The following is a 14,655-nucleotide window of genomic DNA, read 5'->3' on the forward strand; positions in this document are numbered from 1 at the left end:
TTTTTAATGCAACAGCTTTTGCAGATGAATCAGTACCCGGTCAATACCCCGATAACTCAGCGCCTCCTGGAGATGATGACGCGCAATAGCGTCCACCCCTTCCAGATCGGCAATAGTGCGCGACACCTTTAACAAGCGCTGCCAGGCGCGTATCGATAACCCCAGCGTGGTGAGCGTTTGCTCCAGCCATAGCGCATCCTCATCACACAACGCACAGAAGCGACGAATATCACTACTGCCAAGTCTGGCGTTGAGCTGCCCCTGCCGATGATACTGACGCGTCTGGGATTCAATGACGCGAGCCTGTACTGTCTGGCTGTTTTCTTCCCCCTGACGCGCCTGACTCAATATTCCTGGCGGCGGTAACGGTATCTCAAGGGAAAGATCAAAGCGGTCCAGAAACGGACCCGATAAACGCCCCAGATAACGTAGCGTTTGCTCTGGCGTACAGCGATTGTGATTTCCCTGATAATGCCCGGTTGGGCTGGGGTTCATTGCTGCAATCAATTGAAAACGCGCCGGATAGGTAATTTTCGCCCTTGTTCGCGAAATGTGAATCTGCCCTGACTCAATGGGTTCGCGCAAGGCATCCAGCACCCGACGTTCAAATTCCGGAAGTTCATCGAGAAACAGCACGCCGTTATGCGCCAGCGAGATCTCGCCAGGCCCCGGAATTGACCCGCCGCCCACCATGGCGGTTAACGATGCGCTGTGATGTGGAGAACGGAAAGGGCGCTGACGCCACTGTTTCTGCACGCTACTGGCATTCTCCAGGCTGACAATTGCCGCCGTTTCCAGCGCTTCCCGATCGTTAAGCGGAGGTAGCAGCCCGCGCAGACGCGAGGCGAGCATCGTTTTGCCGGTACCTGGTGGGCCAATAAGCAAAAGATTGTGGCCACCCGCAGCGGTAACTTCCAGCGCCCGTTTTCCCTGCTGCTGGCCGATGACGTCGCTCAAATCTTCGCATATCAGGTGCACCGGCGTCGTATCAGGCTGCGCCGTGCGTAATGCGTGATTTCCTTCAAGAAAGGCGCAGACCTCCTGCAAATGATTCGCGATATAGCATTCACTGCCGCCCAATAAGCCAACCTGCGCAGCATCATCTTCAGCCACCACAATCTGCCTACCGGCTTTACTCGCTTCAATTGCCGCTGAAATTGCACCGGGAATGCCGCGTAGGGCGCCTGTAAGCGCAAGTTCGCCCACAAACTCGTATTGACCCAGCTTCTGTGGATTGAGCTGCTCAGAGGCCGCCAGAAGCGCGAGAGCGATAGGTAAATCATATCGGCCTCCCTCCTTTGGCAGGTCGGCCGGTGCCAGATTGATCGTAATTTTTTTAGCCGGGTATTCATAACCGCTGTTGATAATTGCGCTACGAACGCGGTCGCGCGCTTCCTTTACGGTGGTCTCCGGCAGGCCAACCATGGTGAGGCCAGGCAACCCCTGGCTGATGTGAACTTCAACGGTAATGAGCGGGGCGGTAACGCCAAGCGCCGCGCGCGTGTAGACAACGGATAGTGACATAATGCCTCCTGATGTGCGGCATTATGCGCGTCATTGTGATGCAAATAACCGTCGAGTTTTTGATTTTACGGCGAGGATTCCGGCATATCGCTGCTGTTTCATGGTATTTCAATAATATTCGAGTGTTTCTCGCATTTTTCGCCGTCTGGGCATTCCTGAAGGTGCAACAGTAGTGAAAATGCCCAACAGGTGAAAAAAATTCAATTCATAATTTTTTCATATAAAACAAATGTCTTGTGCAAAATTCGCAGCATGATGAATATCACAGTAATAAAAAAAACTTGTGCTGTTCTTAACGTCTGTGGTAACTCTGTAGGCATTCCTTCGAACAAGATGCAAGAATAGACAAAAATGAAAGCCCTTCTACGAGTGATTAGCCTGGTCGTGATTAGCGTGGTGGTGATTATTATCCCACCGTGCGGGGCTGCACTTGGACGAGGAAAGGCTTAGAAATCAAGCCTTAACGAACTAAGACCCCCGCACCGAAAGGTCCGGGGGTTTTTTTATGACTTAAAAACAATAGCGAGGAGCAGATTATGAGTTGTAGCACAAAATCCTGTTTCTCCCGATCTACGGCGGGGAACTAACTATGAATGGGGCACAGTGGGTAGTACATGCGTTGCGGGCACAAGGAGTCGAGACAGTTTTCGGTTATCCGGGTGGCGCAATTATGCCGGTTTACGATGCATTGTATGACGGCGGCGTGGAGCACCTGTTGTGCCGACACGAGCAGGGCGCGGCGATGGCGGCAATTGGTTATGCGCGTGCCACCGGTAAAACGGGTGTCTGCATCGCAACCTCTGGTCCTGGTGCAACCAACCTGATAACCGGCCTCGCTGATGCACTGCTGGACTCTGTTCCGGTTGTGGCGATCACCGGCCAGGTGGCTTCTCCGTTCATCGGAACGGATGCGTTTCAGGAAGTGGACGTCCTCGGTTTATCACTCTCCTGCACCAAACACAGTTTCCTGGTGCAGTCGCTGGAAGAGCTGCCGCGCGTGATGGCAGAAGCATTCCAGGTGGCAAACTCAGGCCGTCCGGGCCCCGTTCTGGTTGATATTCCGAAAGATATTCAGGTGGCGCAGGGCGATCTGGAACCCCATTTTTCCACCGTCGCCAGCGAAGATACGTTCCCGCACGCCGATGTTGATGTCGCTCGTCAGATGCTGGCGCAGGCAAAAAAACCGATGCTGTATGTGGGCGGCGGCGTCGGGATGGCGCAGGCGGTTCCCGCGTTACGTGAATTTATCGCCGTCACTCAGATGCCTGCGACTTGCACACTGAAAGGCCTTGGTGCGGTTGATGCTGATTATCCGTATTACCTCGGCATGCTGGGGATGCACGGCACCAAAGCCGCGAACCTGGCGGTGCAGGAGAGTGACCTGCTGATCGCCGTTGGCGCGCGCTTTGACGACCGCGTGACCGGCAAGCTGAATACCTTCGCACCGCACGCCAAAGTGATCCACATGGATATCGACCCGGCGGAAATGAACAAGCTTCGTCAGGCACACGTTGCACTGCAGGGCGACCTGAATGCATTACTGCCCGAGTTGCAACAGTCGCTGTCGATTGATGCGTGGCGTCAGCACAATGCAGAACTGCGCGCGGAACACGCGTGGCGTTACGATCATCCGGGCGAGGCTATCTATGCGCCGTTGCTGCTCAAACAGCTTTCCGATCGTAAGCCTGCTGACAGCGTTGTCACCACCGACGTGGGTCAGCACCAGATGTGGTCCGCACAACACATGACCTACACCCGCCCGGAAAACTTCATCACCTCCAGCGGATTAGGCACCATGGGCTTCGGCCTGCCGGCGGCGGTTGGCGCGCAGGTTGCCCGCCCGAACGACACGGTCATCTGCATCTCCGGGGACGGCTCGTTCATGATGAACGTACAAGAGCTGGGCACCGTGAAGCGTAAACAGCTGCCGTTGAAAATCGTCCTGCTGGATAACCAGCGTTTAGGCATGGTTCGCCAGTGGCAGCAGTTGTTCTTCCAGGAGCGCTACAGCGAAACCACGCTCACCGATAACCCTGATTTTCTCACTCTGGCCAGCGCCTTCGGCATCCCTGGCCAGCACATCACCCGTAAAGACCAGGTTGAAGCGGCACTCGACACCCTGCTGGCAAGCGAAGGCCCGTACCTGCTTCATGTCTCAATAGACGAACTTGAGAACGTCTGGCCATTGGTACCGCCCGGTGCCAGTAATGCAGAAATGCTGGAGAAATTATCATGATGCAACATCAGCTCGCCGTGCAGGCTCGCTTCAACCCAGAAACGCTGGAACGTGTGTTACGCGTCGTTCGCCATCGCGGTTTTCAAATCTGCGCCATGAATATGGAAGCGGCCTCCGATGCACAGAATATAAATATCGAATTGACCGTTGCCAGTCCCCGCCCGGTCGAATTACTGTTTAGTCAGTTAAGTAAACTGGTGGACGTTGCTTCTGTCGCCGTCCATCAGTGCCAGACAACATCACAACAAATTAGCGCCTGAGCGCAAAAGGAAGAAAAATGACGACGAAAAAAGCTGATTACATTTGGTTCAACGGTGAGATGGTTCCATGGGGTGAAGCGAAAGTTCACGTGATGTCCCATGCGCTGCACTACGGTACTTCCGTCTTCGAAGGTATCCGTTGCTACGATTCTCACAAAGGGCCAGTGGTGTTCCGCCATCGCGAACACATGCAGCGTCTGCATGACTCAGCCAAAATCTATCGCTTCCCGGTCTCTCAGAGCGTTGATGAATTAATGGAAGCCTGCCGCGCGGTGATCCGCAAAAACAATCTGACCAGCGCCTATATTCGTCCGCTGGTCTTCGTGGGCGACGTCGGTATGGGGGTGAATCCGCCGGATGGCTACAAAACTGACGTGATTATCGCTGCGTTCCCATGGGGCGCGTACCTGGGCGCAGAAGCGCTGGATCAGGGGATTGATGCGATGGTCTCTTCCTGGAATCGCGTTGCGCCGAACACCATCCCGACGGCGGCAAAAGCCGGTGGTAACTACCTCTCTTCCCTGCTGGTTGGCAGCGAAGCGCGTCGCCACGGTTACCAGGAGGGCATCGCGCTGGACGTGAACGGCTATATCTCTGAAGGTGCGGGCGAAAACCTGTTTGAAGTGAAAGATGGCATCCTGTTTACACCGCCGTTCACCTCTTCCGCGCTGCCGGGCATCACCCGTGACGCCATCATCAAACTGGCGAAAGATCTCGATATTGAAGTTCGCGAACAGGTGCTGTCGCGCGAATCCCTGTACCTGGCGGATGAAGTCTTTATGTCCGGTACGGCGGCAGAAATCACGCCAGTACGTAGCGTCGACGGCATCCAGGTAGGCGCAGGCCGCTGTGGCCCGGTCACCAAGCGTATTCAGCAAGCATTCTTTGGCCTCTTCACCGGTGAAACCGAGGATAAATGGGGCTGGTTGGATCAGGTTAATCACTAACAAAGAAAGGGGACGGCACGCACCGTCCCTTTTATTAGACAGACACTGGGAGTAAATAAAGCATGCCTAAGTATCGTTCCGCTACCACCACCCATGGCCGCAATATGGCGGGTGCCCGCGCACTGTGGCGCGCCACCGGGATGACCGACGCCGATTTCGGTAAGCCGATTATCGCGGTTGTAAACTCGTTTACCCAGTTCGTGCCGGGCCATGTGCACCTGCGCGACCTCGGTAAACTGGTTGCTGAACAGATTGAAGCGGCAGGCGGCGTAGCCAAAGAGTTCAACACCATTGCGGTGGATGACGGTATCGCCATGGGCCACGGGGGCATGCTTTATTCACTGCCGTCTCGCGAACTGATCGCCGACTCCGTTGAGTATATGGTGAACGCCCACTGCGCCGACGCCATGGTCTGTATCTCTAACTGCGACAAAATCACCCCGGGGATGCTGATGGCCTCCCTGCGCCTGAATATTCCGGTGATCTTTGTTTCCGGCGGCCCGATGGAAGCCGGAAAAACCAAGCTGTCCGATCAGATAATCAAACTCGATCTGGTGGATGCGATGATCCAGGGCGCAGACCCGAAAGTCTCTGACTCGCAGAGCGATCAGGTTGAACGTTCCGCCTGCCCGACCTGCGGTTCCTGCTCCGGGATGTTCACCGCTAACTCGATGAACTGCCTGACCGAAGCGCTGGGCCTGTCGCAGCCGGGTAACGGCTCGCTGCTGGCAACCCACGCGGACCGTAAGCAGCTGTTCCTCAATGCCGGTACGCGCATTGTTGAGCTGACTAAACGCTATTACGAGCAGGATGATGCCTCTGCGCTGCCGCGTAACATTGCCAGCAAAGCGGCGTTTGAAAACGCCATGACGCTGGATATCGCGATGGGCGGCTCTACCAACACGGTACTCCACCTGCTGGCGGCGGCGCAGGAAGCGGAAATCGACTTCACCATGAGTGATATCGATAAGCTCTCCCGTAAGGTTCCGCAGCTGTGTAAAGTCGCGCCGAGTACGCAGAAGTACCATATGGAAGATGTTCACCGTGCGGGTGGTGTACTGGGGATTCTGGGCGAGTTGGATCGTGCTAACTTACTGAATCGCGATGTGAAAAACGTGCTGGGCCTGACCTTGCCACAAACCCTTGAGCAATACGACATCGTCGTGACTCAGGATGATGCGGTGAAAAATATGTTCCGTGCCGGCCCGGCGGGTATCCGTACCACCCAGGCGTTCTCGCAGGATTGCCGTTGGGATTCTCTCGATGACGACCGCGCCAATGGCTGCATTCGCTCGCTGGAGCACGCGTACAGCAAAGACGGCGGCCTGGCGGTACTCTACGGTAACTTTGCGGAAAACGGCTGCATCGTGAAAACCGCGGGCGTCGATGACAGTATCCTCAAATTCACCGGCCCGGCGAAAGTGTACGAAAGCCAGGATGACGCGGTTGAAGCGATCCTCGGCGGTAAAGTCGTCGCGGGTGATGTCGTGGTGATCCGCTACGAAGGTCCGAAAGGTGGCCCTGGCATGCAGGAAATGCTCTATCCGACCACCTTCCTGAAGTCGATGGGCCTTGGCAAAGCCTGTGCGTTGATCACCGACGGTCGTTTCTCTGGCGGCACTTCCGGCCTTTCCATCGGCCACGTTTCACCGGAAGCGGCAAGCGGCGGCAATATCGCGATCATTGAAGATGGCGACCTGATCGAAATCGACATTCCGAATCGCGGCATTCAGTTGCAACTGAGCGACCAGGAAATTGCCGCGCGTCGTGAAGCGCAGGAAGCCCGTGGTGACCAGGCCTGGACGCCGAAAAACCGTGAACGCCAGGTTTCCTTTGCCCTGCGTGCCTACGCCAGCCTGGCGACCAGCGCCGACAAAGGCGCGGTGCGCGATAAATCGAAACTGGGGGGTTAATGATGGCTGACTCGCAACCCCTGTCCGGCGCCCCGGAAGGCGCCGAATATTTAAGAGCGGTGCTACGCGCGCCGGTCTACGAAGCGGCGCAGGTCACGCCGCTACAGAAAATGGAAAAACTGTCGTCGCGTCTTGATAACGTGATTCTGGTGAAGCGCGAAGACCGCCAGCCGGTGCACAGCTTTAAGCTGCGTGGCGCATACGCCATGATGGCGGGCCTGACGGAAGAACAGAAAGCGCACGGCGTGATCACCGCCTCGGCGGGTAACCACGCGCAGGGCGTGGCGTTTTCTTCTGCGCGGTTAGGTGTGAAGGCGCTGATCGTCATGCCAACCGCCACCGCTGACATCAAAGTTGATGCGGTACGCGGCTTCGGCGGCGAAGTGCTGCTTCATGGTGCGAACTTCGATGAAGCAAAAGCCAAAGCGATTGAATTGTCTCAGCAGCAGGGCTTCACCTGGGTGCCGCCGTTCGATCATCCGATGGTGATCGCCGGGCAAGGCACGCTGGCGCTGGAACTGCTCCAGCAGGATGCCCATCTTGATCGCGTATTTGTACCGGTCGGCGGCGGCGGCCTGGCGGCGGGTGTGGCGGTGCTGATCAAACAGCTGATGCCGCAAATCAAAGTGATCGCCGTGGAAGCGGAAGACTCCGCCTGCCTGAAAGCGGCGCTGGATGCGGGTCATCCGGTTGATCTGCCGCGCGTAGGGCTGTTCGCCGAAGGTGTTGCGGTAAAACGCATCGGCGATGAAACTTTCCGTTTGTGCCAGGAGTATCTCGACGACATCATCACCGTCGATAGTGATGCGATCTGTGCGGCGATGAAGGATTTATTCGAAGATGTGCGCGCGGTGGCGGAGCCGTCTGGCGCGCTGGCGCTGGCAGGAATGAAAAAATATATCGCCCAGCACAACATTCGCGGCGAACGACTGGCGCATGTGCTTTCGGGGGCGAACGTCAATTTCCACGGCCTGCGCTACGTCTCGGAACGCTGCGAACTGGGCGAACAGCGTGAAGCGCTTCTGGCGGTAACCATCCCGGAAGAAAAAGGCAGCTTCCTGAAGTTCTGCCAGCTGCTTGGTGGGCGCTCGGTCACCGAGTTCAACTACCGTTTTGCCGATGCCAAAAACGCCTGCATCTTTGTCGGCGTGCGCTTAAGCCGCGGCCTTGAGGAGCGCAAAGAAATTTTGCAGATGCTCAACGATGGCGGCTACAGCGTGGTCGATCTCTCCGACGACGAAATGGCGAAGCTACACGTGCGCTATATGGTCGGCGGGCGTCCATCGCATCCGTTGCAGGAACGCCTCTACAGCTTCGAATTCCCTGAATCACCGGGCGCGCTGTTGCGCTTCCTCAACACGCTGGGTACGCACTGGAATATTTCTTTGTTCCACTATCGTAGTCATGGCACTGATTACGGGCGCGTACTGGCGGCCTTCGAGCTTGGCGACCATGAACCTGATTTCGAAACCCGGCTGAATGAGCTGGGCTACGATTGCCACGACGAAACCAATAACCCGGCGTTCAGGTTCTTTTTGGCGGGTTAGTGGCTGGGTAAAATCTTCCAGAACGCCTCAATCAGCGGCTCATGCAGCCGCTTTTTTTGTGCACAAACGCCCAGCTCAAACGGCGTTTTCTCATCGCTACGCTCCAGAATCATCACGCGGTTGCGCACGGGTTCCGGGCTGTTTTCCAGCACCACTTCTGGCAACAGCGCCACGCCACAGCCGAGCGCCACCATCGAAACCATCGCTTCATGCCCGCCAACCGTGGCGTAAATCATCGGGTTGCTGATTTTGTTGCGTCGGAACCACAGTTCAATGCGGCGGCGCACCGGCCCCTGATCGGCCATGATGAACGGTATTGTTGACCAGTCCGGTTGCTCTACCGAAACTTGATTGCGCACCGGGCAGGGCAGCGCGGGTGCAATCAGCACCACCGCGAGGTTCTCCAGCATCGAAAACGCCACCGCGCCTGGCAGAGTCTCCGGTTTCCCGGCAATCGCCAAATCTGCTTCGCCAGTGACGACCTTTTCCATCGCATCCGCCGCATCACCGGTGGTGAGTTTGATCTCCACCGACGGGTGTTCCGCGCGGAATCTGTCAAGAATCGGCGGAAGATGGCTGTAAGCGGCGGTCACCGAGCAGAAAATATGTAACTCGCCAGAGAGCGATGGCCCTTGCTGGTCGATGGTGTGGCGCAACTGCTGGTACTGCAACAACGTTTGCTGGGCGAAAACACGCAGCTCTTCGCCCGCTTCGGTCAGCGTCACCGTACGGTTATCGCGCACAAATAATGCCTGACCGAGATCGTCTTCCAGCCGCTGAATCTGACGCGAAAGCGTGGACGGGCTAACGTGCATCGCCCGCGCACTACGGCCAAAATGACGGCTTTCCGCCAGATGCAGGAAGGTTTTCAGATCGCGTAAATCCACAGGCTCAGCCCTCGATTTTGACGTTGCAGAAATTGCAATGTGACGTTGTGAATATATCAATTTCCGCAATAAATTTCCTGTTGTAATGTGGTGACATTCTCGCTCAACAGCGAACCGAACAATAAGAAGCACAACATCACGAGGAATCACCATGGCTAACTACTTCAATACACTGAATCTGCGCCAGCAGCTGGCACAGTTGGGCAAATGTCGCTTTATGGGCCGCGACGAATTCGCTGACGGCGCGAGCTACCTTCAGGGTAAAAAAGTGGTCATCGTCGGTTGTGGCGCACAGGGTCTGAACCAGGGCCTGAACATGCGTGATTCTGGTCTGGACATCTCCTATGCCCTGCGTAAAGAAGCGATCGCTGAGAAGCGCGCATCCTGGCGTAAAGCGACTGACAACGGTTTCAAAGTTGGCACTTACGAAGAACTGATCCCGCAGGCGGATCTGGTGGTTAACCTGACGCCGGACAAGCAGCACTCCGACGTGGTGTGTTCCGTACAGCCGCTGATGAAAGACGGCGCGGCGCTGGGTTACTCTCACGGTTTTAACATCGTAGAAGTGGGCGAGCAAATCCGTAAAGACATCACCGTAGTGATGGTGGCGCCGAAATGCCCAGGCACTGAAGTGCGTGAAGAGTACAAACGTGGATTCGGCGTACCGACGCTGATTGCCGTTCACCCGGAAAACGATCCGAAAGGCGAAGGCATGGCGATCGCTAAAGCATGGGCGGCAGCAACCGGTGGTCACCGTGCGGGCGTGCTGGAATCTTCCTTCGTTGCGGAAGTGAAATCTGACCTGATGGGTGAGCAAACCATCCTGTGCGGTATGTTGCAGGCTGGCTCTCTGCTGTGCTTCGACAAGCTGGTGGAAGAAGGCACCGATCCGGCATATGCCGAAAAACTGATTCAGTTCGGCTGGGAAACCATCACCGAAGCGCTGAAACAGGGCGGCATCACCCTGATGATGGACCGTCTCTCTAACCCGGCGAAACTGCGTGCTTACGCGCTGTCAGAACAGCTGAAAGAGATTATGGCACCGCTGTTCCAGAAACATATGGATGACATCATCTCCGGCGAATTCTCTTCCGGCATGATGGCTGACTGGGCCAACGACGATAAGAAACTGCTGACCTGGCGTGAAGAGACTGGCAAAACCGCGTTCGAAACCGCGCCGCAGTATGAAGGCAAAATCGGCGAGCAGGAGTACTTCGATAAAGGCGTACTGATGATCGCGATGGTAAAAGCAGGCGTTGAGCTGGCGTTCGAAACCATGGTTGATTCCGGTATTATCGAAGAGTCTGCTTACTATGAATCACTGCACGAACTGCCGCTGATTGCTAACACCATCGCCCGTAAGCGTCTGTATGAAATGAACGTGGTTATCTCTGATACCGCCGAGTACGGTAACTACCTGTTCTCTTACGCTTGTGTGCCGCTGCTGAAATCGTTCATGACGGAAATTCAGCCAGGCGATCTGGGTAAAGCGATTGCCGAAGGTGCTGTTGATAACGCGCAACTGCGTGATGTGAACGAAGCGATTCGTGGTCATGCGATTGAGAAAGTCGGCCAGAAACTGCGTGGCTATATGACGGATATGAAACGTATTGCGGTTGCAGGATAACTGCGCGCTGATGCCCTCACCCCGGCCCTCTCCCACAGGGAGAGGGTGAAAACCGCACACATTTAACTATTTGCACCATCCGTTCCCTCTCCCTGCGGGAGAGGGTTAGGGTGAGGGGCATTAGTTACGGTACAGCACCTTAATGATGTGATAGCCGAACTGGGTGTGCAGCGGGCCAGTCGGCTCCAGCACCGGGCAAGAGAACACCACTTTATCGAACGCCGGAACCATCTGACCCTGACGGAATTCACCTAAATCCCCACCGCGTTTGCCTGACGGACAGGTAGAGTGCTTCTTCGCCAGCTTTCCGAAATCGGCGCCGTTTTTAAGTTGTTCCAGAAGATCCAGAGCCAGTTTTTCTTCTTTAACAAGGATATGCAGTGCTGCTGCTGTTTTTGCCATGATATGCGCCTTCGAAAGGGGTCAATAAGGCTGGCGATTTTAGCACGCGTTATCGGCGATATAACACCTTGATGATGTGATAGCCAAATTTGGTTTTCACCGGCCCGTAAGGTTTCAACAATGGGCAACTGAAGACGGCGTCATCGAACGCTTTCACCATCATGCCCTGTTTGAATTCGCCTAAATCGCCGCCGTTGCGCCCGGACGGGCAGCTCGAATAGCGTTTTGCCAGATGATCAAAGCTGACGCCGCGATCCAGTTTGGCGAGGATCTCCAGGGCGAGTTTTTCGGTTTTGACCAGGATGTGCAGGGCTGCGGCGCTCTTTGCCATGGTGGCCTCGTATAGAATTTGTGATCCCTGATTTATACAACAATAATACAAAGAGAGTATGCTTATTATTTCGTGTTGAAATTATTCGCAAGGAGTTAGCGATGGCCAACCGTGCCTACCTGTATAGCCTGAGTAACCGCCCCACCTCTTATTTCGATCGTCCTGAAAGTGTATCAAGTCTGTCTGAGTGGGGTTATCTTGTTCCTCTTTCCTATCGCATTCTGATGTCAGGCGATCCTCAACTTTGCGCTTCACTCATTTCTGACGGTTTCGACGATGAGCCTGCTGGGGAAAAAACGAAGCTGCATGCCATCTGTAGTGATTTTGAGATTGGCTTCGCAAGGTTAAAGAAATTTTTTATCGTTCTGAAGGCTGCTATTCCTGCCGCCGAAGCATCTTATCTCTCTGAAGAAATTACCGAAGCACTGGATTTCCTGGAATCTCACCGTAATAAGTATCTGTTACTCGAGACTATTGAGCTGGATATGATGACGGAAAGCAGTGAGGAGGAACTTGAACAAAGAGTTAAGGATGAGCTATCCAATTGTTTTATGGCTGGAATTGCGGTGCAGGCGCTTTCTGATAATATTGCTGAAGCGGTTGAACAGATGCGTCACGCGGGTGAGTTATCTGCTGGTCTGGCGATGGTTCCTTTCAGTCTGCTCCAACTGAATAAAAATTATGATCGTAGTGACGATGGATACCCTGCCGGTGTAGGTTACTGGAGCGAGCATTTATACTTTGGTCTCTGGAATCGAGCTGAATTTGAAGCGTCTCTTCAGGATTAATATTTGATGTAACCCCGCGGCCACGTAGCCGCGGTTACCGGTCGACACTCCCAGCCCACTTTCTGCTACAATCCTCCCCCCGTTCGAAGATTGAGCAATATTTCTATGCGTTTAAACCCCGGCCAACAACAAGCTGTCGAATTCGTTACCGGCCCCTGCCTGGTGCTGGCGGGCGCGGGTTCCGGTAAGACTCGCGTGATCACCAATAAAATCGCCCACCTGATCCATCAATGCGGTTATCAGGCGCGACACATCGCTGCGGTCACTTTTACCAATAAGGCGGCGCGCGAGATGAAAGAGCGTGTCGCGCAGACGCTGGGGCGCAAAGAGGCGCGCGGCCTGATGATCTCGACGTTCCATACCCTGGGGCTGGATATCATCAAACGCGAATACGCCGCATTGGGAATGAAATCCAACTTCTCTCTCTTTGACGATACGGATCAGGTCGCCCTGCTGAAGGATCTCACCGAAGGGTTGATCGAAGACGATAAAGTGCAGCTGCAACAGCTGATCTCGACGATCTCCAACTGGAAAAACGATCTGAAATCACCCGCGCAGGCGGCGGCTGGCGCGAAAGGCGAGCGGGACCGTATTTTTGCCCACTGCTATGGCCTGTACGACGCGCATATGAAAGCGTGCAACGTGCTCGACTTCGATGATCTGATTTTACTGCCGACGCTGCTGCTGCAACGTAATGAAGAGGTGCGCGAGCGCTGGCAGAACAAGATTCGCTATTTGCTGGTGGACGAATATCAGGATACCAACACCAGCCAGTATGAACTGGTGAAGCTGCTGGTGGGGCAACGGGCGCGTTTTACTGTGGTAGGTGACGATGACCAGTCGATTTACTCCTGGCGCGGCGCGCGTCCGCAAAACCTGGTACTGCTGAGTGAGGATTTCCCTGCTCTTCAGGTGATTAAGCTTGAGCAGAACTACCGTTCCTCCGGACGCATCCTGAAAGCGGCGAATATCCTGATCGCCAATAACCCGCACGTCTTTGAAAAACGCCTGTTCTCTGAGCTGGGTTATGGGAAAGAGCTCAAAGTGCTGAGTGCCAACAATGAAGAGCATGAAGCCGAGCGCGTAACCGGCGAGCTGATCGCCCATCACTTCGTGAACAAAACGCAGTATAAGGATTACGCCATCCTTTATCGCGGCAACCACCAGTCGCGGGTGTTCGAAAAATTCCTGATGCAGAACCGCATCCCGTACAAAATTTCCGGCGGCACGTCGTTTTTCTCACGTCCGGAAATTAAAGATCTGCTGGCGTATCTGCGCGTGCTGACCAACCCGGACGACGACAGCGCGTTCCTGCGTATCGTCAACACGCCGAAGCGTGAAATCGGCGCGGCAACAATGCAAAAGCTGGGTGAGTGGGCGATGACCCGCAACAAAAGCCTGTTTGCCGCCAGCTTTGATATGGGCCTGACGCAGACGCTCACCGGGCGCGGGTACGAATCCTTAACCCGTTTCACTCAGTGGTTAGGTGAAGTGCAGCGTCTATCCGAACGTGAACCTATCGCGGCGGTGCGCGACCTTATCCACGGCATTGATTATGAGTCCTGGCTGTTTGAAACCTCCGCCAGCCCGAAAGCCGCCGAAATGCGCATGAAAAACGTCAACACGCTGTTTGGCTGGATGACGGAGATGCTGGAAGGCAGTGAAATCGACGAACCGATGACTCTGACGCAGGTGGTCACCCGCTTTACGCTGCGCGATATGATGGAGCGCGGGGAAAGCGAGGAAGAGCTGGATCAGGTGCAACTGATGACCCTGCACGCGTCAAAAGGCCTGGAATTCCCGTATGTGTTCCTGGTCGGGATGGAAGAGGGGTTATTGCCGCACCAGAGCAGCATCGATGAAGATAACGTTGATGAAGAGCGCCGTCTGGCCTACGTGGGTATTACCCGCGCGCAGAAGGAGTTGATCTTTACCCTGTGCAAAGAGCGTCGTCAGTATGGTGAACTGGTGCGCCCGGAGCCGAGCCGCTTTTTACTGGAACTTCCGCAGGATGATTTACAGTGGGAGCAGGAACGTAAAGTGGTCAGCGCGGAAGAGCGAATGCAGAAAGGGCAGAGCCATCTGGCGAATCTGAAAGCGATGATGGCGGCAAAACGCGGTCAATAAAACAGTGCCGGGGAGCAGCCTCGCCTTACCCGGCCTGATATAGCAAAAATTCTCTGTAGGTCGGAT

13 protein-coding genes are annotated in these 14,655 nt (G+C 55.1%); 9 read left to right on the forward strand and 4 right to left on the reverse strand.

The genetic code is table 11. The annotated features are described in order from the left end of the window. Positions 1-3: 3 nt before the first annotated feature. Complete coding sequence (locus AC1MKH_RS00520; protein WP_276223165.1) at positions 4-1,524, reverse strand: YifB family Mg chelatase-like AAA ATPase; 1,521 nt, start codon at positions 1,522-1,524, stop codon at positions 4-6. Between the two features lie 351 nt (positions 1,525-1,875). On the opposite strand from AC1MKH_RS00520, the gene ilvL reads away from it, so the two are divergent. The 6 genes from ilvL (at position 1,876) to ilvA (ending at position 8,427) form a co-directional block, all read left to right on the forward strand. Continuing rightward, positions 1,876-1,974: an ilv operon leader peptide gene (ilvL, locus tag AC1MKH_RS00525; RefSeq protein WP_015966468.1), complete on the forward strand. Its 99-nt coding sequence runs from the start codon at positions 1,876-1,878 to the stop codon at positions 1,972-1,974. Between the two features lie 139 nt (positions 1,975-2,113). Further along, entirely contained in the window at positions 2,114-3,760 is a 1,647-nt protein-coding gene (ilvG, locus tag AC1MKH_RS00530) for an acetolactate synthase 2 catalytic subunit (protein ID WP_276223162.1), read from the forward strand. Further along, positions 3,757-4,020: an acetolactate synthase 2 small subunit gene (gene ilvM, locus AC1MKH_RS00535; protein WP_015966466.1), complete on the forward strand. Its 264-nt coding sequence runs from the start codon at positions 3,757-3,759 to the stop codon at positions 4,018-4,020. The genes ilvG and ilvM overlap by 4 nt, the downstream gene beginning before the upstream one ends. A 17-nt stretch (positions 4,021-4,037) precedes the next feature. Beyond that, entirely contained in the window at positions 4,038-4,967 is a 930-nt protein-coding gene (locus AC1MKH_RS00540) for a branched-chain amino acid transaminase (protein WP_015966465.1), read from the forward strand. Positions 4,968-5,029: 62 nt separating this feature from the next. Then, the gene (gene ilvD / locus AC1MKH_RS00545) at positions 5,030-6,880 is read left to right on the forward strand and encodes a dihydroxy-acid dehydratase (protein ID WP_276223160.1); all 1,851 of its coding nucleotides are present in this window, start codon (positions 5,030-5,032) and stop codon (positions 6,878-6,880) included. A 2-nt stretch (positions 6,881-6,882) separates the two neighbouring features. After that, positions 6,883-8,427, forward strand: a complete 1,545-nt coding sequence (gene ilvA, locus AC1MKH_RS00550) for a threonine ammonia-lyase, biosynthetic (protein ID WP_044867235.1) — start codon at positions 6,883-6,885, stop codon at positions 8,425-8,427. On the opposite strand, the gene ilvY is transcribed toward ilvA, so the two are convergent. Then, the gene (gene ilvY, locus AC1MKH_RS00555) at positions 8,424-9,314 is read right to left on the reverse strand and encodes an HTH-type transcriptional activator IlvY (RefSeq protein WP_276223158.1); all 891 of its coding nucleotides are present in this window, start codon (positions 9,312-9,314) and stop codon (positions 8,424-8,426) included. The two genes, ilvA and ilvY, sit on opposite strands and share 4 nt — an antisense overlap. A gap of 151 nt (positions 9,315-9,465) precedes the next feature. Here ilvY and ilvC point away from each other — a divergent pair, with 151 nt between their 5' ends. After that, positions 9,466-10,941, forward strand: coding sequence for a ketol-acid reductoisomerase (gene ilvC / locus AC1MKH_RS00560; RefSeq protein ID WP_276223156.1), 1,476 nt, complete (start codon positions 9,466-9,468; stop codon positions 10,939-10,941). 120 nt (positions 10,942-11,061) lie between these two features. Here ilvC and ppiC (AC1MKH_RS00565) read toward each other — a convergent pair whose 3' ends face one another. Together ppiC (AC1MKH_RS00565) and ppiC (AC1MKH_RS00570) are read right to left on the reverse strand one after the other, a co-directional pair. Beyond that, a complete protein-coding gene (ppiC, locus tag AC1MKH_RS00565; RefSeq protein WP_015966460.1) occupies positions 11,062-11,343 on the reverse strand; it encodes a peptidylprolyl isomerase PpiC in 282 nt (93 codons plus the stop codon). Positions 11,344-11,392: 49 nt separating this feature from the next. Then, positions 11,393-11,674 carry a peptidylprolyl isomerase PpiC gene (gene ppiC / locus AC1MKH_RS00570; RefSeq protein WP_276223154.1) on the reverse strand — a complete coding sequence of 94 codons (282 nt, stop codon included), beginning with the start codon at positions 11,672-11,674 and terminating at the stop codon, positions 11,393-11,395. Between the two features lie 101 nt (positions 11,675-11,775). Here ppiC (AC1MKH_RS00570) and AC1MKH_RS00575 point away from each other — a divergent pair, with 101 nt between their 5' ends. Beyond that, complete coding sequence (locus AC1MKH_RS00575) at positions 11,776-12,462, forward strand: DUF7822 domain-containing protein (RefSeq protein ID WP_276223152.1); 687 nt, start codon at positions 11,776-11,778, stop codon at positions 12,460-12,462. 105 nt (positions 12,463-12,567) lie between these two features. After that, positions 12,568-14,589, forward strand: coding sequence for a DNA helicase Rep (gene rep, locus AC1MKH_RS00580; protein WP_276223150.1), 2,022 nt, complete (start codon positions 12,568-12,570; stop codon positions 14,587-14,589). Positions 14,590-14,655 lie beyond the last annotated feature (66 nt).

The organism is Pseudocitrobacter sp. CD920760, assembly GCF_057782505.1.

Bases quoted from the DNA above. Each gene is read 5' to 3' on its own strand.
- AC1MKH_RS00520 (WP_276223165.1), bottom strand. From the start codon at position 1,524: ATGTCACTATCCGTTGTCTACACGCGCGCGGCGCTTGGCGTTACCGCC.
- ilvL (WP_015966468.1), top strand. From the start codon at position 1,876: ATGAAAGCCCTTCTACGAGTGATTAGCCTGGTCGTGATTAGCGTGGTG.
- ilvG (WP_276223162.1), top strand. From the start codon at position 2,114: ATGAATGGGGCACAGTGGGTAGTACATGCGTTGCGGGCACAAGGAGTC.
- ilvM (WP_015966466.1), top strand. From the start codon at position 3,757: ATGATGCAACATCAGCTCGCCGTGCAGGCTCGCTTCAACCCAGAAACG.
- AC1MKH_RS00540 (WP_015966465.1), top strand. From the start codon at position 4,038: ATGACGACGAAAAAAGCTGATTACATTTGGTTCAACGGTGAGATGGTT.
- ilvD (WP_276223160.1), top strand. From the start codon at position 5,030: ATGCCTAAGTATCGTTCCGCTACCACCACCCATGGCCGCAATATGGCG.
- ilvA (WP_044867235.1), top strand. From the start codon at position 6,883: ATGGCTGACTCGCAACCCCTGTCCGGCGCCCCGGAAGGCGCCGAATAT.
- ilvC (WP_276223156.1), top strand. From the start codon at position 9,466: ATGGCTAACTACTTCAATACACTGAATCTGCGCCAGCAGCTGGCACAG.
- ppiC (WP_015966460.1), bottom strand. From the start codon at position 11,343: ATGGCAAAAACAGCAGCAGCACTGCATATCCTTGTTAAAGAAGAAAAA.
- ppiC (WP_276223154.1), bottom strand. From the start codon at position 11,674: ATGGCAAAGAGCGCCGCAGCCCTGCACATCCTGGTCAAAACCGAAAAA.
- AC1MKH_RS00575 (WP_276223152.1), top strand. From the start codon at position 11,776: ATGGCCAACCGTGCCTACCTGTATAGCCTGAGTAACCGCCCCACCTCT.
- rep (WP_276223150.1), top strand. From the start codon at position 12,568: ATGCGTTTAAACCCCGGCCAACAACAAGCTGTCGAATTCGTTACCGGC.